The organism is Corynebacterium aurimucosum ATCC 700975, from assembly GCF_000022905.1.
Classification (GTDB): Bacteria; Actinomycetota; Actinomycetes; order Mycobacteriales; family Mycobacteriaceae; genus Corynebacterium; species Corynebacterium aurimucosum_F.
On record NC_012590.1, the window covers coordinates 495260 to 514952 of the forward strand.

A 19693-nucleotide genomic window follows, 5' to 3' on the forward strand; every position below is an offset into this window, starting at 1 on the left:
CATGTGTGGAATCGTTGGATACATTGGCCGAAATACCGATGGCCGTGAGTACTTTGCGTTAGACGTTGTGCTGGAGGGCCTGCGCCGACTGGAGTATCGCGGCTATGACTCAGCAGGTGTCGCAATGTACGCCGATGGTGAGATCGGCTGGCGTAAGAAGGCCGGAAAGGTCGCTGCGCTGGAATCCGAAATCGCTGCGCGTCCGCTGAAGGATTCCGTCCTGGGCATCGGGCACACCCGCTGGGCTACCCACGGTGGCCCGACTGATCTGAACGCCCACCCGCACGTGGTGGATGGCGGCAAGCTCGCCGTCGTGCACAACGGCATCATCGAGAACTTCGCTGAGCTCAAGAGCGAGCTGGAGGCCAAGGGCCACAACTTCGTGTCCGAGACCGACACCGAGGTAGCCGCCACCCTCTTGGCAGATGTGTTCCACAATGAGGCCGGCGGTGACCTCACCAAGGCCATGCAGCTGACCGGCAAGCGCCTAGAGGGCGCGTTTACCCTCTTGGCTATCCACACCGAGCAGGCGGACCGCATCGTGGCCGCACGCCGCGATTCGCCGCTGGTCATCGGCCTGGGTGAGGGGGAGAACTTCCTGGGTTCGGACGTCTCCGGCTTCATCGACTACACCAAGTCTGCCGTGGAGATGGACAACGATCAGGTCGTGACCATCACCGCGGATGACATCGAAATCACCGACTATGAGGGCAACCCTGCCCAGGGCAAGCCTTTCGAGATCAAGTGGGACGCCGCCGCGGCCGAAAAGGGTGGCTTCAACTCCTTCATGGAGAAGGAAATCCACGACCAGCCGGCAGCCGTGCGCGATACCCTGCTGGGCCGCCTCGATGAGACCGGCAACCTGGTCCTCGATGAGATCCGCATCGATGAGTCGGTGCTCAAGTCCATCGACAAGATCATCGTCATTGCCTGCGGCACCGCCGCCTACGCTGGCCACGTCGCGCGCTATGCCATCGAGCACTGGTGCCGCATCCCGTGCGAGGTGGAGCTGGCTCACGAGTTCCGCTACCGCGATCCGATCGTTAACGAAAAGACCCTGGTCGTGGCCCTTTCCCAGTCGGGTGAGACCATGGATACCCTCATGGCCGTGCGCCACGCCCGCCAGCAGGGCGCCAAGGTGATCGCCATCTGCAACACCCAGGGTTCCTCCATCCCGCGCGAGTCCGACGCCGCCTTGTACACCCACGCCGGCCCGGAGATCGCCGTGGCCTCCACCAAGGCCTTCCTGGCGCAGATCACCGCGACCTACCTGCTGGGCCTCTACCTGGCGCGCCTGCGCGGCAACATGTTCTCCGATGAGGTCAACTCGGTCCTCGAGGACCTGCGTGATATGCCGGATAAGGTCCAGGCAATCATCGATAACGAGCAGCAGGTCTACGACCTAGCCAACGCTATGGAGAACGCCAAGTCGGTGCTCTTCCTGGGGCGCCACGTGGGCTTCCCGGTTGCGCTGGAGGGCGCGCTCAAGCTCAAGGAGATTGCCTACCTGCACGCTGAGGGCTTCGCCGCCGGTGAGCTCAAGCACGGCCCGATCGCGCTTATCGAGGAGGGTCAACCGGTCTTCGTTATCGTGCCTTCCCCGCGCGGCCGCGATTCCCTGCACGCCAAGGTCGTCTCCAACATCCAGGAGATTCGCGCCCGCGGCGCTATCACCATCGTCATCGCGGAAGAGGGCGACGAGGCCGTCGAGGCCTACGCCAACCACATCATCCGCATCCCGCAGGCGCCGACGCTCATGCAGCCGCTGCTGGCTACCGTGCCGCTGCAGATTTTCGCCTGCGGTGTAGCCACCGCCAAGGGCTATGACGTGGACCAGCCGCGCAACCTGGCGAAGTCCGTGACCGTCGAATAGCGCCGCACCCTTAAGTGGCACAATAGTGGGCATGTTGAAAACCACCGTTGACCTCAACGCTATTGCCCACAATGTTGCCCGCGTGAAGGAGGCGGTGGCCCCGGCCCGCCTCATGTGCGTGGTCAAGGCGGATGCCTATGCCCACGGCATCGAGCGCTGCGCCCCGGTCATGGCGCAGGCTGGGGCGGATGCCTTCGGGGTGGCCACCTTGGCCGAGGCAGTCGCATTGCGGAAGGTCATCGACAACCTCCCCATCGCTGCTTGGCTGTGGGAGCCGACGGAGGACCTGGCCCCAGCCCTTGCCGCTGATATCCAGATCGGCATCCCGTCGCTGGCGCACGCCCAAGCGCTCATCGCCGCCGAGACCCCAACCGAAGCCTTCGTGATGGTGGAGACGGGGATGCACCGCTCGGGAGTCGACAAGCATGTGTGGGAGGAGACCTTCCGCCTGCTTGCCGACGCCCCCCACATCACCGTCCTAGGCCTCATGTCCCATTTCGCCTGCGCTGATGAGCCGGAACACCCGCACAATGATCATCAGGAATCGGAGTTCCGCCAGGCCCTAGCGCTTGCCCGTGAGGTGGGGCTGGAGTGTCCGCTGAACCACCTGGCGAACTCGCCCGCGGCGTTGACCCGCCCCTCAGCTCGTTTCGAGCAGGTGCGCGTCGGTCTGGCCCTGTATGGGCTTGAACCAGTCGCCGGGCTCGACCATGGACTGGAACCCGCCATGACGTGGGAGGCATCCGTCGTCGCAGTGAAGCCGATTTCGGCGGGGGAGTCCACATGCTACGGCCTGACCTGGACAGCGGAGAGTGAGCGCGAGCTCGCCACCGTCAGCGTGGGTTATGCCGATGGTCTGCCGCGTGCCTTTCAGGGGGCGCTGCAGGTAGGCATTGGTGGCGAGCTCTACCCGCAGGTGGGGCGGGTCTGTATGGACCAGATTGTCGTCGACCTTGGCTCTAACCCCCACGGCGTGCGCGCCGGGGACACCGCCGTTATCTTCGGGCGCGGCGGTATGAGCGCCACTGGATTGGCCGAGGCAGCCGGGACCATCAACTATGAAGTGGTGTGCCGCCCCACCGGGCGCACCGAGCGTACATACCGCGAAGGAGCTAGCGATGCGCAGTGATTTTCCACACGAAGGACGCCGTGAGGCCGCCACGCCAGAGGATGCCTGGGCCTTCGGCGAGGAGCTGGGCGCGGCTCTGGAGGCCGGGGACCTGGTTATCCTCGACGGCCCCTTAGGTGCCGGGAAAACCACCTTTACACAGGGCATTGCCCGCGGGATGCAGGTGAAGGGGCGGGTGACCTCACCGACCTTCGTCATCGCGCGCGAGCACCCTTCCCGCGTGGGCGGGCCGACGTTGGTGCACGTGGATGCCTACCGCCTCCTCGACCATTCTGAAGATCCGTTGGGGGAGCTGGACAGTCTAGACTTGGACACCGAAATAGAGGATGCTGTTGTCGTCGCCGAGTGGGGCGGGGGCTTCATGGAGCGGCTTTCTGACGTGTATCTCGCCGTCACAATTAACCGCGATTCGGATGATGACGTCCGCGTATTTACATGGAAATGGGTGAATTAACGTGCTGGCTTTTCTTGCTGAACAGCCCTTGCTCACGCTCTTTCTCATCATGGCGGTGGGACTAGCCGTTGGCAAGATCAATGTCTTCGGCATCTCGCTCGGCGCCGCCGCCGCGATGTTCGTGGCCTTGGGCTTGTCCGCGGCGAACCCGGACATCGTGGTCCCTGCGTTCGTGTATCAATTTGGCCTGGCCATCTTCGTCTACGTCATCGGCCTGAACTTCGGCCGCAGCTTCTTCGAAGATTTCCGCCGGCGTGGTTGGAAGATGTCCGTGGTGGTCATCGTCTTCTTCTTCGTGTTGGCGGGTCTGACTACCCTGGCGATGCGTCTCTTTGATCTGGACCCTGCGATCAGCGTCGGTACTCTCGCGGGTTCGGTGAGCTCGACGCCGGGTATGGCTGCGGTCGTTGAGGCCCTGGGCGGCGATAGCACCCCGGTGGTGGGCTATTCCTTGGCCTACCCTGGATGCATCATCGGAACCATTCTGGTTGCCGCCATCGGCGCGAAGATGCTGCGCGTGAACCACGTTGAGGATGCCCGCGCTGAGGGGATGATTGCGGAGCCGCTGGAGTGGCGAGCAGTGCGCCTGACCCGCGACTTCGACGCAACGGTAGGGGAGCTGCAGGAGGTGACCGGCGAGCGCGTCATCGCTACCCGCCACGTGAACAATCCCCATAACCACAACCTGGCCTACCCGGAGCTGCCGCTGCGTGCCGGCATGGAGCTCTTACTCAACGGCACGGCTCCAGCGCTCGATAGCGCGATTTCCCAGCTGGGTGAGGAGATCCACCTCAACCTCCACGAGGAGGATGGCCTGGTCTACCGCCGCCTGACCGTGTCGAGCCCGCGCGTGGCGGGCTATCAGCTCAAGGACTTGGACACGGTCAAGGAAGGCTTCCTCATCGCGCGCGTGCGCCGCGGCGACTCCGACGTCGTGCCGAACGAGGAAACCGTCCTGCACTACTCGGACCGCGTGCGCGTTATCACCGCGCCGGGCAGGCTTGACGACGTCCGCCGTTTCCTCGGCGACTCCGAAGCCAAACTCGGCAACGTCGATCTCTTCCCCTTTGCTCTCGGTCTCTTCATTGGTCTGCTCTTCGGCGCTATCCCGATTCCGCTGCCGGGTGGCACGACACTCTCCTTCGGTTTCGGCGGCGGCCCTATCGTCGTCGGCCTCATCCTGGGCGCGTTGGGCCGCTCGGGCCCGATTAACTGGCAGCTTCCTTTCCACGCCAAGCAGACAATCTCCACGCTGGGCTTGACCTTGTTCCTGGCGGGCGTGGGTACGTCGGCAGGCGGCCAGTTCCGTGATGCCCTCTCCGATCCGACCTCCTTGAAGTACATGGGAGTGGGCATTGTGCTGTCGCTGGTCTCCGCCATCGGCATCGTCGCGGTATCCATGCTGGTGCTGCGCCTGAAGTTTGATGAGTCGATGGGCATCGCCGCGGGTATGACCACGAACCCGGCGATCATGGCCTACCTCAACCCCCAGACCGGAACCCAGCTGGCAGAGCGCGGCTATGCCACCGTGTACCCCACGGCGATGATCGGCAAGATCCTCATGTGCCAGGTCCTGGCGTTGTTGATCGTCTGACCCTTCTCAAGGGCTGTCCAGGTTCGCGGCAAGGTGGTCGCGTAGGATATCTCCCCGTACTGAACCCCCTAATATCTAGGAGCACATTCCCTCTATGAACAAAATCGGTCAGTTCATCACCACCGTCGTCATCGGCGGCTTCGCCGTATTTCTTGCCGCCCTCATCGTGCTGCCGATGGTCCGTACTGCGGATGCGGAGTCGAAGGAGCCGTCGACCGTTGCCCAGTCTTTGAGCGCCTACCCGAAGAACCTGGACTTCGCCGTGTTCATCCCGCAGGATGTGTACGGCCCGGAGTGGAGTGCGGTCGCCGCCGTCTGCCCGGGTACCACCGAAGATCAGCTCAAGAAGGGCGGCGTGGAGACGAAGAACCTGAACATTGACTTCGCCGACGGGGCCGTGCCTGATGACGTGAACTACATGCTGCTGGTCTCGCAGACAGGTGAATTCAAGGCGGAGAAGCTGCCGCGCGCGAAGGTGGACCTGTGTGACGGTCTGCTGCAGCAGCTGAAGTCGCCGGAAGCAGCCAAGCAGGACTTCCCGCCGCTGCTGCCGTTCCAGCAGGGTCAGCCGCTGCAATTTATGCGCGACACCCAGGAATACGCAGAGAAGATGGGTAAGAACAACCCAGACTACGTCGATACCGACTGGCACCTCGCAGGCTAATGAAGGTTCTCGCACTCGATACCGCCACCACGGATCTGGTCACGGGCATCGTTGACACCGACACCGGGGAGAGCATCGACCGCGTCATCAGCGGTACGCGCGCCCACAACGAGCAGCTCATCCCTACCATCGAGGAGCTGCTTGCCGACGCCTCCCTGACCTACGCCGACCTCTCCGCCATCGTCGTTGGCACGGGGCCCGGACCGTTTACCGGCCTGCGCGTGGGTATGGCTACCGCGTCCGCCCTGGGAGTGGCCCTTAACCTGCCGGTACATGGTGTGTGCACCTTGGACGCCATTGCGCACGGGCGCGCGGGGGAGTGGCTGGTGGCCATTGATGCCCGCCGCAAGGAGGTCTACTGGGCCACCTTTGCCGACGGGGAGCGCCGCAGCGGCCCGAACGTATCGAAGCCGGAAACCCTTGATCTCAGCGCCGCCGGACTCGCGAGCCCGGAGAGCACGCGCCTAGTGTTTCCCGAGTCTATTGCCCTTCGTTTGCCGGAGAGCATCGCTGACCTTCCCCGCGAGTGGGCTACCCCGCGCGCAGCGGGTTTGGTTGCTTGTGCCGATCTGTCCGCTGAACCTGAGCCGCTCGTCCCGCTCTACCTTCGCCGTCCCGATGCCGTGGAACCACAGGCCAAGCCGCGCTCGGCTGCCTTGGTCGGCGGCATCGAGGAGACACCGGCATCATGAGGCTGCGGCCACTGACGTCTGCGGACGCTCCGCACTGCGCCGAGCTGGAGAAGGTCCTCTTCCCCGGCGAGAGCCCATGGCCGGCGCGAGCCTTCGAGCAGGAAATAGCGGCGGGTCACACCACCTACTGGGCGGTTGACATGAATGTCAACCGCGTGGGCCACAACGACAACCGCGTGGGCCATAATGACAACCGCGGAGAGGTTCTCGGGTACGCCGGCGTGGGCCGCATGGGCCCCGCAGCCTGGCCGGAGTACGAAATCCGCACCATTGGCGTCGACCCTGCTGCCCAACGGCGGGGCATCGCGAGGCTGATGATGGACGCCATCGTCGAGCTCGCAGATTCCCACGATGCGCCCATCTTCCTTGAAGTGCGCGTGGGTAACGAACCGGCCATTCGCCTCTATGAGGCTTATGATTTTGTCATCAACGGCCTGCGCCGCAACTACTACCAGCCCTCCGGTGCGGACGCCCACACCATGTACCGACCACGAAAGAGTGAGAGATGTTAATCCTCGGCATCGAGTCCTCCTGCGACGAAACCGGCGTGGGAATCATCGAGCTGTCTGACAACGGCCACATGGAGATCCGCGCCGACGTCGTCGCCTCCTCCATGGAGCAGCACGCGCGCTTCGGCGGCGTGGTTCCGGAGATCGCCTCCCGCGCCCACCTCGAAGCCATGCCGCAGGTGATGAAGGCGGCGTTGGAGGAGGCGGGCGTCGAGAAGCCAGACGCAGTAGCCGCCACCGTGGGGCCGGGACTGGCCGGTGCGCTCCTCGTCGGGGCGTCGGCAGCCAAGGCCTTTGCCTCCGCGTGGGGCGTTCCTTTCTACGGCGTCAACCACCTCGGCGGACACGTCGCGGTGGCCAACCTGGAGGGCGAGGAGCTGCCGCACTCGGTGGCCCTGCTCGTCTCTGGCGGTCACACGCAGCTGCTCGAGGTGGAGGCCGTGGGCAAGCCCATGAAGGAACTGGGCACCACGCTTGACGACGCCGCCGGCGAAGCCTACGACAAAGTCTCCCGTCTCCTGGGGTTGGGGTATCCGGGAGGGCCGGTCATCGATAAGCTGGCTGCCCAAGGAAAGCCGACTATTGACCTGCCGCGAGGTTTGTCCAAGGCTGAGGACCTGCGCGGGCCGAACCGCCACAACTTCTCCTTCTCGGGGCTTAAGACTGCGGTGGCGCGCCACGTGGAAAAGGCCGAGCGCGAGGGCACGACGGTCCAGGTTGAGGATCTCTGCGCCTCCTTCCAGGAGGCGGTGGCTGACGTGCTCACCGCCAAGGCCGTACGAGCCTGCCAGGACACAGGCGCCAAGGTGCTGCTGCTCGGCGGCGGCGTCGCGGCGAATTCGCGGCTGCGCGCCTTGGCGGCGAAGCGCTGCGAATCCGCGGGCATCGAGCTGCGCGTGCCGCGCTTCAAGCTGTGCACCGACAACGGCGTGATGATTGCCGCGGTGGCCGCCCAGCTCATTCACGAAGGCGCCGAGCCTTCCGGCCTGGCATGCGGGACGGATACGCAGCTTGAGGTGGAAGTTCCGCTCGTCGCCGCACGCTAGCGGATGCGCAACCCTCAGGGGGCCGGTAGTGTGATGACCGATAATCGTCCGGCTCACGCACAAGGAGCTCACACTGTTATGACCACTGGATTCCTCGTTAACCCCGATCTATCCCGCCGCACCATCGAGTTTGAGCTCGAGCATGCAAATCAATTCCTCGGCGGCACCACCGAGGATCGCGTCTCTGTGGCCTTCCAGGATGATGGCCAGACCTACGCGGCGCTGTTTAACCCGAACGCCAAGGCTGAAGGCGCCGACCCGAACCCGGTGGCTTCCCTGGCGCGCAATGCAGCTGCGACCGGCAATTCCGCCTTCTTGCAGGACCCAATCCGTTCCATCTGCGGTCCGGTTATCTTCGTTGCTGCCGACGGTGACGACAAGAACATCGACGAGGTTGCCGAGGCCGTGGAGCACGGCATCCGCGCGGTGAAGAACTACCGCGAGGACAACCCGGAGGAGTACCAGCTGTGGCGTGCGGCTGTGCTGAACTCCCACCGGCAGGTCTAATTCCAGCCCTTGTTTGTAGGGCCTCAGCGCTTTTCTAGCGCTCGGTGTGGCGCAGCCATGCCAATACGGCCTTCACCCGCCGGTTGGAGTCCTCGGGTCGAAACCCGAGCTTTATAAATACATTGGAGACATGCTTGCTTACTGCTCCGGAGGTAAGGACGAGCGTGTCTTCAATGTCTTTATTGCTCAATCCTTGGGCCATAAGCCCCAGTACCTCCCGCTCGCGAGCGGTGAGCCGGGCTAGACCAGTGTGCCTTGCAGAAAGCAGCGCCGTGACCACCTCTGGGTCCACCACGGTGCCGCCGCGGGCGACATCGTCTAGCGTGCGCACGAATTCTTCAACATCAGAAACGCGCTCCTTGAGTAGGTACCCGAATCCGCCGTGCTCCAGGAGGCGGTCGAGATAGCTTGCCGCTACGTACTGGCTCAGCACCACCACGGGTTGGGTGGGGTCGGCTGCCCGCAGATCGTGCACGGCTTGAAGCCCGTCATCGGTCATCGTGGGCGGCATGCGCACATCGCTGATAATGAGGTCGAAGTCTTCCTGCCCTGCGATGGCGCGCAGTACTTCGGCATCTGTGACCGTCGTGACGCTATGACCGAGAGCACCGAGTAGTTGCTCCAGACCCGCGCGCAGGAGCGCGGAATCTTCTGCGAGTAGTAGCTTCATTTCGCCTCCTTCAGCGGTAGTTTGACCAGCAGCTGGCCACCGCCTTTACCCGTAGCATTGGTGCTAGCAGCACCAAAGGTTACCGTGCCGCCGAGTGCAGCAGCGCGCTCGCGCAGACCGGCGAGGCCCGTGCCCGAATCCACAGCTGCACTCTCACCGTCCGGCTCTTTGGCCGTGGGGCCCATGCCATTATCTACGATTTCTAGGCGTAGCATATCCCTAAAAGCGACCGTTACCACGGCTTCGGTGGCTGCGCCGTGTTTAGAGGCGTTTGTGAGCGCCTCGGCGACTGCATGATAGGCCAGCAGTGCTGTGGTCTCGTCTATCGAGCTCTCAGCGCCCTCTACGCGAAGTGTGGTCTCAAGCCCGGAATGGGCGAGTAACTCGTCGAGGGCGGGGATAAGCCCGTCGTCGAAAAGCACCTGCGGCGCAATGCCACGCACTGTCGCCCGCAATGAAGCCAGAGCCAAAGAGGCATTATGTTCTGCGTCAGTCAAGGCCTGTTGTGCCTGGGGCGGGGCTTGTAGTTTTGCCGCGGCCAAGTTGAGCTTGAGCGCGGTGAGGTACTGCTGCGGGCCATCGTGCAGTTCGCGTTCGATGCGGCGGCGCTCGCCGGAGAAGGCATCGATAAGCGTGGCACGCGAGGCCGCCATTTCCTCGGCCGAAGGACTCAATGCCAGTCGGGTCAGCGAGACCGACACTGAGACCAAGAGGCGGTTGAGACCTACCAGTAACACCACAAGCAACAGAGCAGCCGGCCAGCAGGTTAAGAAAATGAGCGGTCGGTTGGAGGTGGACCACTCGCCAACGTAGAACTCGGCCTTAGGTACGAATGGCGTTATCGCTAGCACACCCGCTGTGAAACCCAGTGCCGTCCACGCGGTAAAGCATGCAGCCGAAATCAATAACTGCAACACAAGGTGATAGAACTGCTGCCAATCAAACCATCGATCTGCGCGCCGGGGTGGAATTTCCACGCCCATCCACTGCGCGCCCAACCGGCCGACAAGTTCCGCGGCGCGACCCACCAACGGGATCCACGGCAGCATCAGCACCGAAATCACCAAGGTTGGGATACACAGCATGCCGAGGAGGAGGCTCCACGCACAGGCTTTGAAGGTTCGCATAGTCTTCGACCCTATCCGCCATGCCGGTGGAAGGGCAGTGGAGCTAGCTCCACCATTTTCTGGGCAGCCCGCCCCATGTCATTGTCGTGCGTGGCCGAGTGGAATCAAAGGCATGTTAAAAGCAGAAAACCTTAGTAAGCGCTACGGCCGCCGCACCGTGCTCAATCGCGTCAATGTGTCTATCGCCCCAGGCGAATTCGTTGCCATCATGGGGCCATCGGGAAGCGGCAAAACCACGCTCCTGAACCTGCTATCCGGGCTCGATAAGCCCACTTCCGGCCGAGTCAACGCGCCGGGGCGCAAGCAGCGTGCATTTGTATTCCAAGACTACAACCTGCTGGAATCCCTCAACGCGCGACGCAATGCTACCTTGACGGCGCGTTTTTCCGGACGGCGCCCTGCACGCGGCCGGGTGGCAGACGTCTTCGACTCGCTCGGTCTCGCTGGATTGGAGAGCCGCCTGCCCGCACAGCTTTCTGGTGGGCAGCAGCAACGCGTGGCTGTCGCCCGGGCATTGCTGGCCCAAGCGCCCTATATTTTCGCTGACGAGCCCACGGGCGCGCTTGACGACGCCACCGCTTCCACCGTCCTTTCCCACCTTCGCGCCGTTGCCCGCGATGGAGCCAGCGTGATCATGGTGACTCACTCGCACCTTGCCGCCGAGGCGGCCGACCGGGTCATTTCCTTGGAGGAGGTGGCCCATGCTGGTGTGGCTTAAGGACTTACAGTCCAATTGGCTATCGTGGCTGGCCGTAGCGCTGACCCTGGTGGTGTCTTCCACCTCGTGCACCCTAGCGCTAGCCATGCTGGTCGCTTCCCCCGGAGCCGAAGAAAACCCCGCTGGGCCTCTGGGCGGCACGGTGCTGGGCATGTCACTGTGCGTGGTGGTGCTGGTGACGCTCTCGCAGATGCGCCTTATCATCGCTGAGCGCGAGCCGGTCTACCGTTCCTGGCGCATGGTGGGCATGCCTGGGTGGATGATCCTGTTTTTCATTCTGGGCCAAGTCGCGGTGGTTAGCGCGGCCGCCGGATTTCTTGGTGTTCTGCCGGCCCGTCCACTGCTTGCACCGTGTGTGCGTGCCCTGCGTAGTGACGGTATTCCTTTGCCAGACATTGCTATTACAGGCCAGGTCGTTGGTATTGCGGTAGTTGTCTGCATGTCCGCGGCCCTAGTTGGCGCGCTCCCTCCACTGCGCCGAGTCTTTCGGCCGCACGCCACCGCACACCCGGCGTGGCTCATGGTGAAATTCCTGCTCGCGTCCGTGGCTGTCGGCAGTACCGTCTATGGATGCCTGCAGATCGATGACCCCGGGAATCTCCTCTCGGCCGAGATGGGCTTAGTCATCCTCGTTGCACTCTTCTTGCCCTGGCTCATGCCCGGCATCGATCAATGGACCCGCGCTGTCGGCATCGCCGGGAACAACGTACGCGTGCGCCGGAGCTTTTCCACCCCGCACATCGTGCCGTGGGTGCTCGTCGCAGGTCTTATCGTCGCCGTCGGCTCGGGCCTGCGCTTTGGGAACGACGTCGGCACCGGCGGCTCCCTGTCCTCCTGGCAAGTTTTTGTTGCCCTTTTAGGTCCTGTCTTTGCACCCAGCATCGTGGGCGCCGTGCTTACCTCGCTGCTTATGCACGGGCGCATCGCGGCCGATATTCGTGGCCTCACCTTGGCGGGTGCCGTCCCCTCGGCCTGGGCGCGCGTGCAAGTGGGGGAGGCGGCGTGCCTCACCTTGACTGCGGCCGGCGTGGTCTGGGCGCTGTGCTTGGCGACGCTCCTGCCTCTCCAGCACCTGCTCACCCCACAGGCTTCCTTCGGTCGAACGCTGGTAGAGGAGTTGTGGTGGCCGTCCTTCGCCGTAATATTCGGCGCAATGTTTATTGCCCTGGGCGTCGTCAAGCTGGCGTTGGCCGGCTTTGTACACACCCGAGCCGCGTCGTTCGCGGAGGGCGAACGGGTTAGCGGCCCACAACGTTGAGGGCTAGCAGTCGCGAGGGTAGAGTGCTAGGCAGGTTGTTTTGACCCACAGTTGTTCACCCGCGACGACGGCTGTGCTGGGCTACCCACAACCGGCACACGCGCGTCCACGTGGACGCGCATTAAGAACACTTTGGAGGAAATCATCATGGCAAACATCAAGCCGCTGGAGGACAAGGTCCTCGTCCAGATCGTTGAAGCTGAGACCACCACTGCATCCGGCCTGGTTATCCCGGACTCCGCGAAGGAGAAGCCGCAGGAGGCCACCGTCGTAGCCGTAGGCCCGGGCCGCACCAACGACAAGGGCGAGGTTGTCCCGGTTGGCGTCAACGAGGGTGACACCGTCATCTTCTCCAAGTACGGCGGCACCGAGCTGAAGTACGACGGCCAGGAGTACCTCCTGCTGTCCGCTCGCGACCTGCTCGCTGTCATCGAGAAGTAAAAGTAGGCGATTAACCCTATGCCAAAGCTGATTGCATTTGACCAGGAGGCCCGTGAGGGCATCCAGCGCGGTGTGGATACGCTGGCCGACGCCGTCAAGGTCACCCTCGGCCCCCGCGGCCGCAACGTCGTGCTGTCCAAGGCTTTTGGAGGCCCGACCGTCACGAATGACGGCGTCACCATCGCCCGCGATATCGACTTGGACGATCCTTTTGAGAACCTCGGCGCCCAGCTGGTGAAGTCCGTGGCCGTCAAGACCAACGACATTGCCGGTGACGGCACCACCACCGCCACCTTGCTGGCCCAGGCTCTCGTCTTCGAAGGCCTGCGCAATGTTGCCGCCGGCGCTAACCCGGTGGAGCTCAACAAGGGCATCGCCGCGGCGGCTGAGAAGGTCGTCGAGGAGCTCAAGAAGCGCGCCACCCCGGTGAACTCCTCCGCGGAGGTCTCCCAGGTTGCCACCGTTTCCTCCCGCGATGCGGAGGTCGGCGAGATGGTTGCCGGCGCCATGGACAAGGTGGGCAAGGACGGTGTCGTCACCGTCGAGGAGTCCCAGACCATCGAGTCCACCGTGGACGTCACCGAGGGCATTTCCTTCGACAAGGGCTACCTCTCCCCGTACTTCGCGACGGAGGAGGAGACCTACAACGCCGTGCTTGACGACGCCGCAATTCTCCTCGTCCGCAACAAGATCTCCTCCCTGCCGGACTTCCTGCCGTTGCTGGAGAAGATTGCGGAGTCCTCGCGCCCGACCCTCATCATTGCTGAGGACATCGAGGGCGAGCCGCTGCAGGCTCTCGTGGTGAACTCCATCCGCAAGGTCCTCAAGGTCGCCGCCGTGAAGTCCCCGTACTTCGGCGAGCGCCGCAAGGGCTTCATGGACGACCTGGCTGTCGTCACCGGCGCTACCGTCGTCGACCCGGAGGTTGGCATCAACCTCAAGGAGGTCGGCCCGGAGGTTCTCGGTTCTGCCCGCCGCGTCACCGTGTCCAAGGAAGACACCGTGATCGTGGATGGTGCAGGCACTGCTGAGGCCGTCGAGGAGCGCCGCGAGCAGATTCGCCGCGAGATCGAGCGCACCGATTCCACCTGGGATAAAGAGAAGCTCGAGGAGCGTCTGGCCAAGCTGTCCGGTGGCGTTGCCGTCATCCGCGTTGGTGCCGCTACCGAGACCGAGGTCAACGAGCGCAAGCTGCGCGTCGAGGACGCCATCAACGCTGCCCGCGCGGCCGTTGAGGAGGGCGTTATCGCCGGCGGTGGCTCCGCACTGGTTCAGATTTCCCAGGAGCTTGAGGCCTTCGCCGAGGGCTTCGATGGTGAGGCCAAGGTTGGTGTGCTGGCTGTAGCCCGCGCGCTGACCCGCCCGGCCTACTGGATCGCCGAGAACGCAGGCCTGGACGGATCCGTCGTGGTCGCCCACGTCGCCGAGCAGGCCAACGGTGAAGGTTTCAACGCCGCCACCCTGGAGTACGGCAACCTGCTGGAGCAGGGCATCATCGACCCGGTGAAGGTCACCCACTCCGCCGTGGTTAACGCTGCCTCCGTGGCCCGCATGGTGCTCACCACTGAGGCTTCCGTCGTGGAGAAGCCCACCGAGGAAGAGCCGGCTCAGGCCGGCCACGCGCACGCGCACTAGCAAGTGCGCGTGGGAAGCAGGAGCTTCCCACATAGCCATAAGGAATTCCCGCGTAGCCGCAAGGAAGGCCCGTCGCCCGCATCCCTCGCGGGGCGGCGGGCCTTCGCCGTGTCTGGGGCGGGGGAGCCCTTGCCCCTCAACGACGGCGCCATCATTTACCCCGGCATGAAGGTCGGCTCGTGGATGTGGCGCGCCTACGCCGAGTCCGGGCTGTATCCGGCCGACATGCCGGTCCAGGACTTCACCGAGGAGCAGAAGCGTGATCTCTATGAGGTCGGGACCAAGGTCAAGGTCGGCGGCGTCAACATGAGCTACATGGGGCTGGTTACGCGCCTGAAAACAAACGTGTTGAGTAGTCCCTACAGAAGCACATGCGGGTCTTCGTCGAGCGCGCAGTGGTCTTTGTGGCCTGCCCGGAGTGCCAGGGTACGCGCCTGGCGCAGCACTCGCGGGAGTCCTACCTTAACGGTGTCTCCATCGCGGAGGTCTGCGGGATGGAGCTTGCTGACGCCGCCGCATGGCTCCGCACCATCAACTCGCCCCTTGCCGTGGCCCCGCTGTGCGGGTTGGAGGCGGCCCTGGATTTGGGGCTGGGCTACCTGACGTTGGGGCAGCCGCTCTCTACGTTGTCGGGTGGTGAGCGCCAGCGGCTGAAGCTCGCGGTTCGGCTGTGTGACCGCAAGGCAACTGCGGACATCATCGTGCTCGACGAGCCGACGGTGGGCCGGCATCACAAAGACATCGATGCCTTGCTGTGCCTCTTTGACACGCTTGTCGACGCCCACCTAACCCTCATCTGCGTCGAACACCACCGCGCCTTCCTGGCGCACGCCGATCACATCATTGATCTCGGTCCTGGCGCGGGCTCAGCCGGTGGCGAGGTTGTGGCGGCCTGCTCGCCGCGCGAGTTCTTAGGAACGGACACGCTGACCGCCCGCTACCTAACGCAGGCCCTGTAAAACCGGTTGACGCTAGGGGAGCGGGAGGAAGAAGGAGCGGACTAGGCGCCGACGGTCGCGTGGGTGCGGCGCGAGCGCAAGGCAACGACGCGCTCGGATTCGCTCATGCCGCCCCACACGCCATAGGGCTCGCCGGATGCGAGGGCGTGTTCGCGGCACATCTCGATGACCGGGCAGGTGTGGCAAATGGCCTTGGCGCGGTTCTCGCGCTGGGCGCGGGCACGACCGCGCTCGCCGTCTGGGTGGTAGAACACGTCAGAGTTTTCCCCACGGCATGCGCCGTGTAGCTGCCAATCCCAAAAGTCCGTATTGGGCCCGGGGAGCAGGAAAGGCTGAGACACGTTCGATTCTCCTTATTCGTCAAAGATAGAGTGCCCGAGCACAGGGCGTGCTGTAAGCGCGACCCAACGCGGGTGATAGTCCCGTGAGAGCTAGGGTGAAGTAAGACGAGATCGAAGTGTGTCTTCCCTTGGTAAACGGAGTGTTAAGCATTACTGACATGCAGGTGTAACTAGCCGAAAAGCCATACTTTTACCCGGCGTGACCTGCATTTAAGGTTAAGATGAACGATGAATGAACTTTTTCATCGCAGCTCAAAGGCTGGGGAATGGACCCGTCGTTTCGGGTTTCGCCAAAAGGTTATGACATGATGTTCATGCAGAATATGTAGTAATGAATTAAACGCATTCATTAAGAAAAGACTTTAGGCAGAAGAGCACAAAGCAGAAGAGCAAGGATGGCAGTGGCTACACATGCTACAGGCGCAGGCGGCTCCTCCACAGCGGCGAAGCGCGACAGCGATAAGGAACTAGCGGATCTCGTTCCGCTAGCCGTCGACGGTAGCCGCTGTGCCCTGCAGCGCATCATGCGCATCATTCATCCGCAGGTCCTGCGCTATTGCCGCGCACGCATTGGCGGCCACCGCCAGCCCACGGCGGAGGATGTGGCACAAGAGATCTGTTTGGCGGTGGCGACGTCGATTGGCACGTACAAGGACAAGGGCCGCCCGTTTATGGCCTATGTGTATGGCATCGCTGCCCACAAGGTGACTGACGCTCACCGCGCCCTCAGTCGCGACCACACACACCCGACGGAAGACCTTCCGGAAGACGCTGCTCAGGACGCTACCCCCGAAGAATCAGCCCTTGAAGTAGACGGTAGTAACAGAGTGCGGGCAATGCTCGATACGTTAAGTGACAAGGCCCGGGACATTATCATCTTGCGTGTGTTCGTGGGGCTGTCGGCAGAGGAGACCGCAGAAATTGTGGAGTCGACCCCTGGCGCAGTCCGCGTGGCGCAACATCGTGCACTTGCGCAATTGCGCAAATCCCTCGATTCGCACGAGACGTCGTGAACCAGCAGCGTGAACCAGTAGTTGGGCTAGCTCCAGAGCTAGCAGTGAGCCATCGGTACTTGGCACCGACAAATTTAAAATTTTTCTAATAAGGAAGGGAGGACATCATGGCAAAAAAGGACCAGCCTCAGCAGGGTGTCGCTGAGCAGCTGCAGCCTTTGGTCGATGATGATGCATTCCTCACCACTCTCTCCGAAGGAACGGATCCCTCCGATGGCGGTGATGAGTTGGCGGGTCTTCTGCTGGAGCTGCGCGGGGACGTCGAGAAGCAGATGCCCCCGGCCCCTCTCATCGAAGGCGCGGAGGAGGAGCCGGAGGTTATTTCCCTCGGCGCGGCACGTCGCCGTCGGAGCAAGCCATTCATGCACGGCCTCATTGGAGCGGCCGCAGCTACGCTGCTCATCGCAGGCACCGGAGCTGTGGTGGTCAACGCCGGACCGGGTTCCCCGCTGTATGGCGTGAACCAGTCGCTCTTCGGCGCGGATGATCACGATGTGTCTGTGGTCGAGCTTGCCGGAACACTCGATGAAATGGAGAGGCGTTCCGCCGAGGGCGACATGGACGGCACCCGTCAGCTACTTGAAGAAGCCCGGAAGATGGTGGATCAGGCCAAGCGGGAACGCGAGGCGGAGTCCCCGAGTGCGGCGAAGCAGCAGCCCCGCACTACGGTGACGCAGACGCAGACGGTGGAGAAGCCCGCCCCTGTAGAGGAGCAGAAGCCACCGGAGCCGGAGACCGTCACGCAGACCGAGACTGCGGTCTCTACCGTCGTGGTGACCCGTACGGTATCGGCAGGCAATCCACTGGAGCCGCCGACGCAAAGCCAGCCGGAGCCAAGTCAGCCGGGTGGTGGAGATCAGGCGACGCCGCCGCAGAATGACAACTCGGATGGCACTGGGGATAGCGGCCAGCTCCCACCGCCGCAGTTCCAGCAATAAAACCACGAAGAACCTCTTCCCTCCCACACCAGGAGGAAAGAGGTTCTTTCCGTTTAACGCGCGGTAGTTTTACCGCGCGAGCCGCACTAGTAGCGCGAATCCATACCGTCGAGGTAGCCCACCGCATAATCCCACGGGACATAGCGCATCGGATCCGGCTCGGCGCCCGGCTCGTGCACGGGGGCGAGCTGGCCCGCCAGCGTAGCCTGCATGTTGGAGGCCATGATGTCCCACTCATAGAAGTGGTTTTCCTCGCAGTCCTCGCAGAAAAAGAAGATGCCGTCGATGCCGCGCGGGCTCAAAACACGCGCAAACTCTTGGACCATGGCCAGATCATGAATGACGGCGAGACGGTCCTCCTCAGACAGCGGCTCGACGTGCTCATCCTCCTCGAGGAAGGAAGCTGGGTCGTTCGGGTCGTCCGCGAAAGGATCGCGGGGCATGTTGGCGAAAAAGTTCACGCCTGCGAGCCTATTGACTCCGTGCGCGCAAGGCAATTCCCTATAGAGACTTTTTCTATACCCACGGCTACCACTACGGGGCGTCCACGCACTACAGTGAGGGCTACCGCATACAACTATCTGGTCAGTTTAGGAGAGCCCCACCCTCATGAGCCACGTCCACACCGGCGGAGACAACCCCGACAAGATTGCACTCTACGGCCTTACTTTTGATGATGTTCTGCTGCTTCCCGCAGAATCCAACGTCGTCCCCTCCGAGGTGGATACCTCGGCGCAGTTCACCCGCAACATTCGCCTCGGCGTGCCTCTGGCTTCCGCCGCGATGGATACGGTGACCGAGGCCCGCATGGCCATCGGCATGGCGCGCCAGGGCGGCATCGGCGTCCTGCACCGCAACCTTTCCGCAGAGGAGCAGGCTCAGCAGGTAGAGATCGTTAAACGTTCCGAATCCGGCATGGTCACCGACCCGGTCACGGCCACCCCGGACATGACTATCGACGAAGTGGACACGCTGTGCGCGCGGTACCGGATTTCGGGCCTGCCGGTCGTCGATAAGCAGGGCACCCTCGTGGGTATCTGCACCAACCGTGACATGCGCTTCGAGGCGGATTTCTCCCGCAAGGTTTCTGAAATCATGACCCCGATGCCGCTCGTCGTGGCCAAGGAAGGCGTCAGCAAGGAGGAGGCGCTGGAGCTGCTGTCCGCCAACAAGGTGGAGAAGCTGCCCATCGTCGACGATGCAAACAAGCTCGTCGGCCTCATCACCGTCAAGGATTTTGTCAAGACCGAGCAATTCCCTAACGCCTCCAAGGATGCTTCTGGGCGCTTGCTCGTGGCGGCGGGCATCGGCACCGGTGAGGAGTCCTACCAGCGCGCAGGCCAGCTTGTCGACGCCGGCGTAGACGTCCTCGTCGTCGACTCCGCCCACGCCCACAACAACCGTGTGCTGGAGATGGTCTCCCGTGTGCAGAAGGACTTTGGTGACCGCATTGACGTCATCGGTGGCAACCTGGCCACCCGTGAAGCAGCCCGCGACATGATTGAGGCTGGCGCCGACGCCATCAAGGTCGGTATCGGGCCGGGTTCCATTTGCACCACGCGCGTCGTGGCGGGCGTAGGTGCCCCGCAGATCACCGCCATTATGGAAGCTGCAGCCGTCGCTGGCCCGGCGGGTGTGCCGGTCATTGGTGATGGTGGCATGCAGTACTCCGGTGACGTCGCCAAGGCCTTGGCGGCCGGCGCCGATACCGTCATGCTGGGTTCCATGCTGGCCGGCACCACGGAGGCGCCGGGCGATATCGTCGTGGTCCAAGGCAAGCAGTACAAGCGCTACCGCGGCATGGGCTCCATGGGAGCCATGCAGGGCCGCGGCCTGTCGGGGGAGAAGCGTTCCTACTCCAAGGACCGCTACTTCCAGGCTGACGTTAAGAGCGAGGACAAGCTGGTGCCGGAAGGCGTGGAGGGCCGCGTGCCATTCCGCGGTGACATCGATGCCATCGTTCACCAAATCGTCGGCGGCCTGCGTGCCTCGATGGGCTACACCGGCTCCGCTAACTTGGCCGAGCTCAAGACCAAGCAATTTGTCCAGATCACCGCTGCGGGCCTCAAGGAGTCTCACCCGCACCACCTTCAGCAGATCGTCGAAGCTCCGAATTACCGCTAAG

Annotated in this window: 21 protein-coding genes; 17 read left to right on the top strand and 4 right to left on the bottom strand. The window is 63.1% G+C overall.

Going from position 1 to position 19693, the window contains the following annotated elements; translation table 11 throughout:
- Position 1 precedes the first annotated feature (1 nt).
- The 9 genes from glmS (at position 2) to CAURI_RS02525 (ending at position 8468) form a co-directional block, all read left to right on the top strand.
- Positions 2-1873, top strand: a complete 1872-nt coding sequence (glmS, locus tag CAURI_RS02485; RefSeq protein WP_010189492.1) for a glutamine--fructose-6-phosphate transaminase (isomerizing) — start codon at positions 2-4, stop codon at positions 1871-1873.
- A 31-nt stretch (positions 1874-1904) separates the two neighbouring features.
- Complete coding sequence (alr, locus tag CAURI_RS02490) at positions 1905-3002, top strand: alanine racemase (RefSeq protein ID WP_012714848.1); 1098 nt, start codon at positions 1905-1907, stop codon at positions 3000-3002.
- Positions 2992-3456: a tRNA (adenosine(37)-N6)-threonylcarbamoyltransferase complex ATPase subunit type 1 TsaE gene (tsaE, locus tag CAURI_RS02495; RefSeq protein ID WP_010189487.1), complete on the top strand. Its 465-nt coding sequence runs from the start codon at positions 2992-2994 to the stop codon at positions 3454-3456. Before alr ends, tsaE begins: the two co-directional genes overlap by 11 nt.
- A 1-nt stretch (position 3457) precedes the next feature.
- Positions 3458-5050: an aspartate:alanine exchanger family transporter gene (locus tag CAURI_RS02500; protein ID WP_010189485.1), complete on the top strand. Its 1593-nt coding sequence runs from the start codon at positions 3458-3460 to the stop codon at positions 5048-5050.
- 94 nt (positions 5051-5144) lie between these two features.
- Positions 5145-5714 carry a hypothetical protein gene (locus CAURI_RS02505; protein ID WP_010189483.1) on the top strand — a complete coding sequence of 190 codons (570 nt, stop codon included), beginning with the start codon at positions 5145-5147 and terminating at the stop codon, positions 5712-5714.
- Complete coding sequence (gene tsaB / locus CAURI_RS02510) at positions 5714-6406, top strand: tRNA (adenosine(37)-N6)-threonylcarbamoyltransferase complex dimerization subunit type 1 TsaB (RefSeq protein ID WP_010189480.1); 693 nt, start codon at positions 5714-5716, stop codon at positions 6404-6406. The genes CAURI_RS02505 and tsaB overlap by 1 nt, the downstream gene beginning before the upstream one ends.
- On the top strand, positions 6403-6918 hold the full coding sequence (locus tag CAURI_RS02515) for a GNAT family N-acetyltransferase (RefSeq protein WP_010189479.1): 516 nt from the start codon (positions 6403-6405) through the stop codon (positions 6916-6918). Before tsaB ends, CAURI_RS02515 begins: the two co-directional genes overlap by 4 nt.
- Complete coding sequence (gene tsaD / locus CAURI_RS02520; RefSeq protein ID WP_010189477.1) at positions 6912-7961, top strand: tRNA (adenosine(37)-N6)-threonylcarbamoyltransferase complex transferase subunit TsaD; 1050 nt, start codon at positions 6912-6914, stop codon at positions 7959-7961. Before CAURI_RS02515 ends, tsaD begins: the two co-directional genes overlap by 7 nt.
- 78 nt (positions 7962-8039) lie before the next feature.
- Entirely contained in the window at positions 8040-8468 is a 429-nt protein-coding gene (locus CAURI_RS02525; RefSeq protein ID WP_010189475.1) for a hypothetical protein, read from the top strand.
- Between the two features lie 34 nt (positions 8469-8502).
- On the opposite strand, the gene CAURI_RS02530 is transcribed toward CAURI_RS02525, so the two are convergent.
- Both CAURI_RS02530 and CAURI_RS02535 read right to left on the bottom strand, forming a co-directional pair.
- Positions 8503-9138 carry a response regulator gene (locus CAURI_RS02530; RefSeq protein ID WP_010189473.1) on the bottom strand — a complete coding sequence of 212 codons (636 nt, stop codon included), beginning with the start codon at positions 9136-9138 and terminating at the stop codon, positions 8503-8505.
- Entirely contained in the window at positions 9135-10265 is a 1131-nt protein-coding gene (locus tag CAURI_RS02535; protein WP_010189472.1) for a sensor histidine kinase, read from the bottom strand. Before CAURI_RS02535 ends, CAURI_RS02530 begins: the two co-directional genes overlap by 4 nt.
- Before the next feature lie 112 nt (positions 10266-10377).
- Here CAURI_RS02535 and CAURI_RS02540 point away from each other — a divergent pair, with 112 nt between their 5' ends.
- The 5 genes from CAURI_RS02540 (at position 10378) to CAURI_RS02560 (ending at position 15276) form a co-directional block, all read left to right on the top strand.
- Entirely contained in the window at positions 10378-10983 is a 606-nt protein-coding gene (locus CAURI_RS02540) for an ABC transporter ATP-binding protein (protein ID WP_010189471.1), read from the top strand.
- Entirely contained in the window at positions 10967-12241 is a 1275-nt protein-coding gene (locus tag CAURI_RS02545) for an FtsX-like permease family protein (RefSeq protein ID WP_010189470.1), read from the top strand. Before CAURI_RS02540 ends, CAURI_RS02545 begins: the two co-directional genes overlap by 17 nt.
- 141 nt (positions 12242-12382) lie before the next feature.
- Entirely contained in the window at positions 12383-12682 is a 300-nt protein-coding gene (gene groES, locus CAURI_RS02550) for a co-chaperone GroES (protein ID WP_167595557.1), read from the top strand.
- 18 nt (positions 12683-12700) lie between these two features.
- Entirely contained in the window at positions 12701-14317 is a 1617-nt protein-coding gene (groL, locus tag CAURI_RS02555; protein ID WP_010189468.1) for a chaperonin GroEL, read from the top strand.
- 371 nt (positions 14318-14688) lie between these two features.
- Complete coding sequence (locus CAURI_RS02560) at positions 14689-15276, top strand: ATP-binding cassette domain-containing protein (protein ID WP_010189467.1); 588 nt, start codon at positions 14689-14691, stop codon at positions 15274-15276.
- Between the two features lie 41 nt (positions 15277-15317).
- Here CAURI_RS02560 and CAURI_RS02565 read toward each other — a convergent pair whose 3' ends face one another.
- Entirely contained in the window at positions 15318-15617 is a 300-nt protein-coding gene (locus tag CAURI_RS02565) for a WhiB family transcriptional regulator (RefSeq protein WP_010189466.1), read from the bottom strand.
- Between the two features lie 395 nt (positions 15618-16012).
- Between CAURI_RS02565 and CAURI_RS02570 the strand changes: the two genes are divergently transcribed.
- Entirely contained in the window at positions 16013-16630 is a 618-nt protein-coding gene (locus CAURI_RS02570) for a sigma-70 family RNA polymerase sigma factor (protein ID WP_010189465.1), read from the top strand.
- 107 nt (positions 16631-16737) lie between these two features.
- Positions 16738-17568: a hypothetical protein gene (locus CAURI_RS02575; protein WP_010189464.1), complete on the top strand. Its 831-nt coding sequence runs from the start codon at positions 16738-16740 to the stop codon at positions 17566-17568.
- An 86-nt stretch (positions 17569-17654) separates the two neighbouring features.
- Here CAURI_RS02575 and CAURI_RS02580 read toward each other — a convergent pair whose 3' ends face one another.
- Entirely contained in the window at positions 17655-18029 is a 375-nt protein-coding gene (locus tag CAURI_RS02580; RefSeq protein WP_010189463.1) for a DUF5319 domain-containing protein, read from the bottom strand.
- Positions 18030-18177: 148 nt separating this feature from the next.
- Between CAURI_RS02580 and guaB the strand changes: the two genes are divergently transcribed.
- Entirely contained in the window at positions 18178-19692 is a 1515-nt protein-coding gene (gene guaB, locus CAURI_RS02585) for an IMP dehydrogenase (protein WP_010189462.1), read from the top strand.
- Position 19693: the final 1 nt, after the last annotated feature.

Excerpts from the sequence above, each read along its gene's own strand:
- CAURI_RS02540 (WP_010189471.1), top strand. The coding sequence starts at position 10,378 with ATGTTAAAAGCAGAAAACCTTAGTAAGCGCTACGGCCGCCGCACCGTG.
- alr (WP_012714848.1), top strand. The coding sequence starts at position 1,905 with ATGTTGAAAACCACCGTTGACCTCAACGCTATTGCCCACAATGTTGCC.
- CAURI_RS02515 (WP_010189479.1), top strand. The coding sequence starts at position 6,403 with ATGAGGCTGCGGCCACTGACGTCTGCGGACGCTCCGCACTGCGCCGAG.
- CAURI_RS02535 (WP_010189472.1), bottom strand. The coding sequence starts at position 10,265 with ATGCGAACCTTCAAAGCCTGTGCGTGGAGCCTCCTCCTCGGCATGCTG.
- CAURI_RS02570 (WP_010189465.1), top strand. The coding sequence starts at position 16,013 with ATGGCAGTGGCTACACATGCTACAGGCGCAGGCGGCTCCTCCACAGCG.
- groL (WP_010189468.1), top strand. The coding sequence starts at position 12,701 with ATGCCAAAGCTGATTGCATTTGACCAGGAGGCCCGTGAGGGCATCCAG.
- CAURI_RS02530 (WP_010189473.1), bottom strand. The coding sequence starts at position 9,138 with ATGAAGCTACTACTCGCAGAAGATTCCGCGCTCCTGCGCGCGGGTCTG.
- glmS (WP_010189492.1), top strand. The coding sequence starts at position 2 with ATGTGTGGAATCGTTGGATACATTGGCCGAAATACCGATGGCCGTGAG.
- CAURI_RS02545 (WP_010189470.1), top strand. The coding sequence starts at position 10,967 with ATGCTGGTGTGGCTTAAGGACTTACAGTCCAATTGGCTATCGTGGCTG.
- CAURI_RS02575 (WP_010189464.1), top strand. The coding sequence starts at position 16,738 with ATGGCAAAAAAGGACCAGCCTCAGCAGGGTGTCGCTGAGCAGCTGCAG.
- tsaE (WP_010189487.1), top strand. The coding sequence starts at position 2,992 with ATGCGCAGTGATTTTCCACACGAAGGACGCCGTGAGGCCGCCACGCCA.
- CAURI_RS02560 (WP_010189467.1), top strand. The coding sequence starts at position 14,689 with ATGCGGGTCTTCGTCGAGCGCGCAGTGGTCTTTGTGGCCTGCCCGGAG.
- tsaB (WP_010189480.1), top strand. The coding sequence starts at position 5,714 with ATGAAGGTTCTCGCACTCGATACCGCCACCACGGATCTGGTCACGGGC.
- guaB (WP_010189462.1), top strand. The coding sequence starts at position 18,178 with ATGAGCCACGTCCACACCGGCGGAGACAACCCCGACAAGATTGCACTC.
- CAURI_RS02505 (WP_010189483.1), top strand. The coding sequence starts at position 5,145 with ATGAACAAAATCGGTCAGTTCATCACCACCGTCGTCATCGGCGGCTTC.
- CAURI_RS02525 (WP_010189475.1), top strand. The coding sequence starts at position 8,040 with ATGACCACTGGATTCCTCGTTAACCCCGATCTATCCCGCCGCACCATC.
- tsaD (WP_010189477.1), top strand. The coding sequence starts at position 6,912 with ATGTTAATCCTCGGCATCGAGTCCTCCTGCGACGAAACCGGCGTGGGA.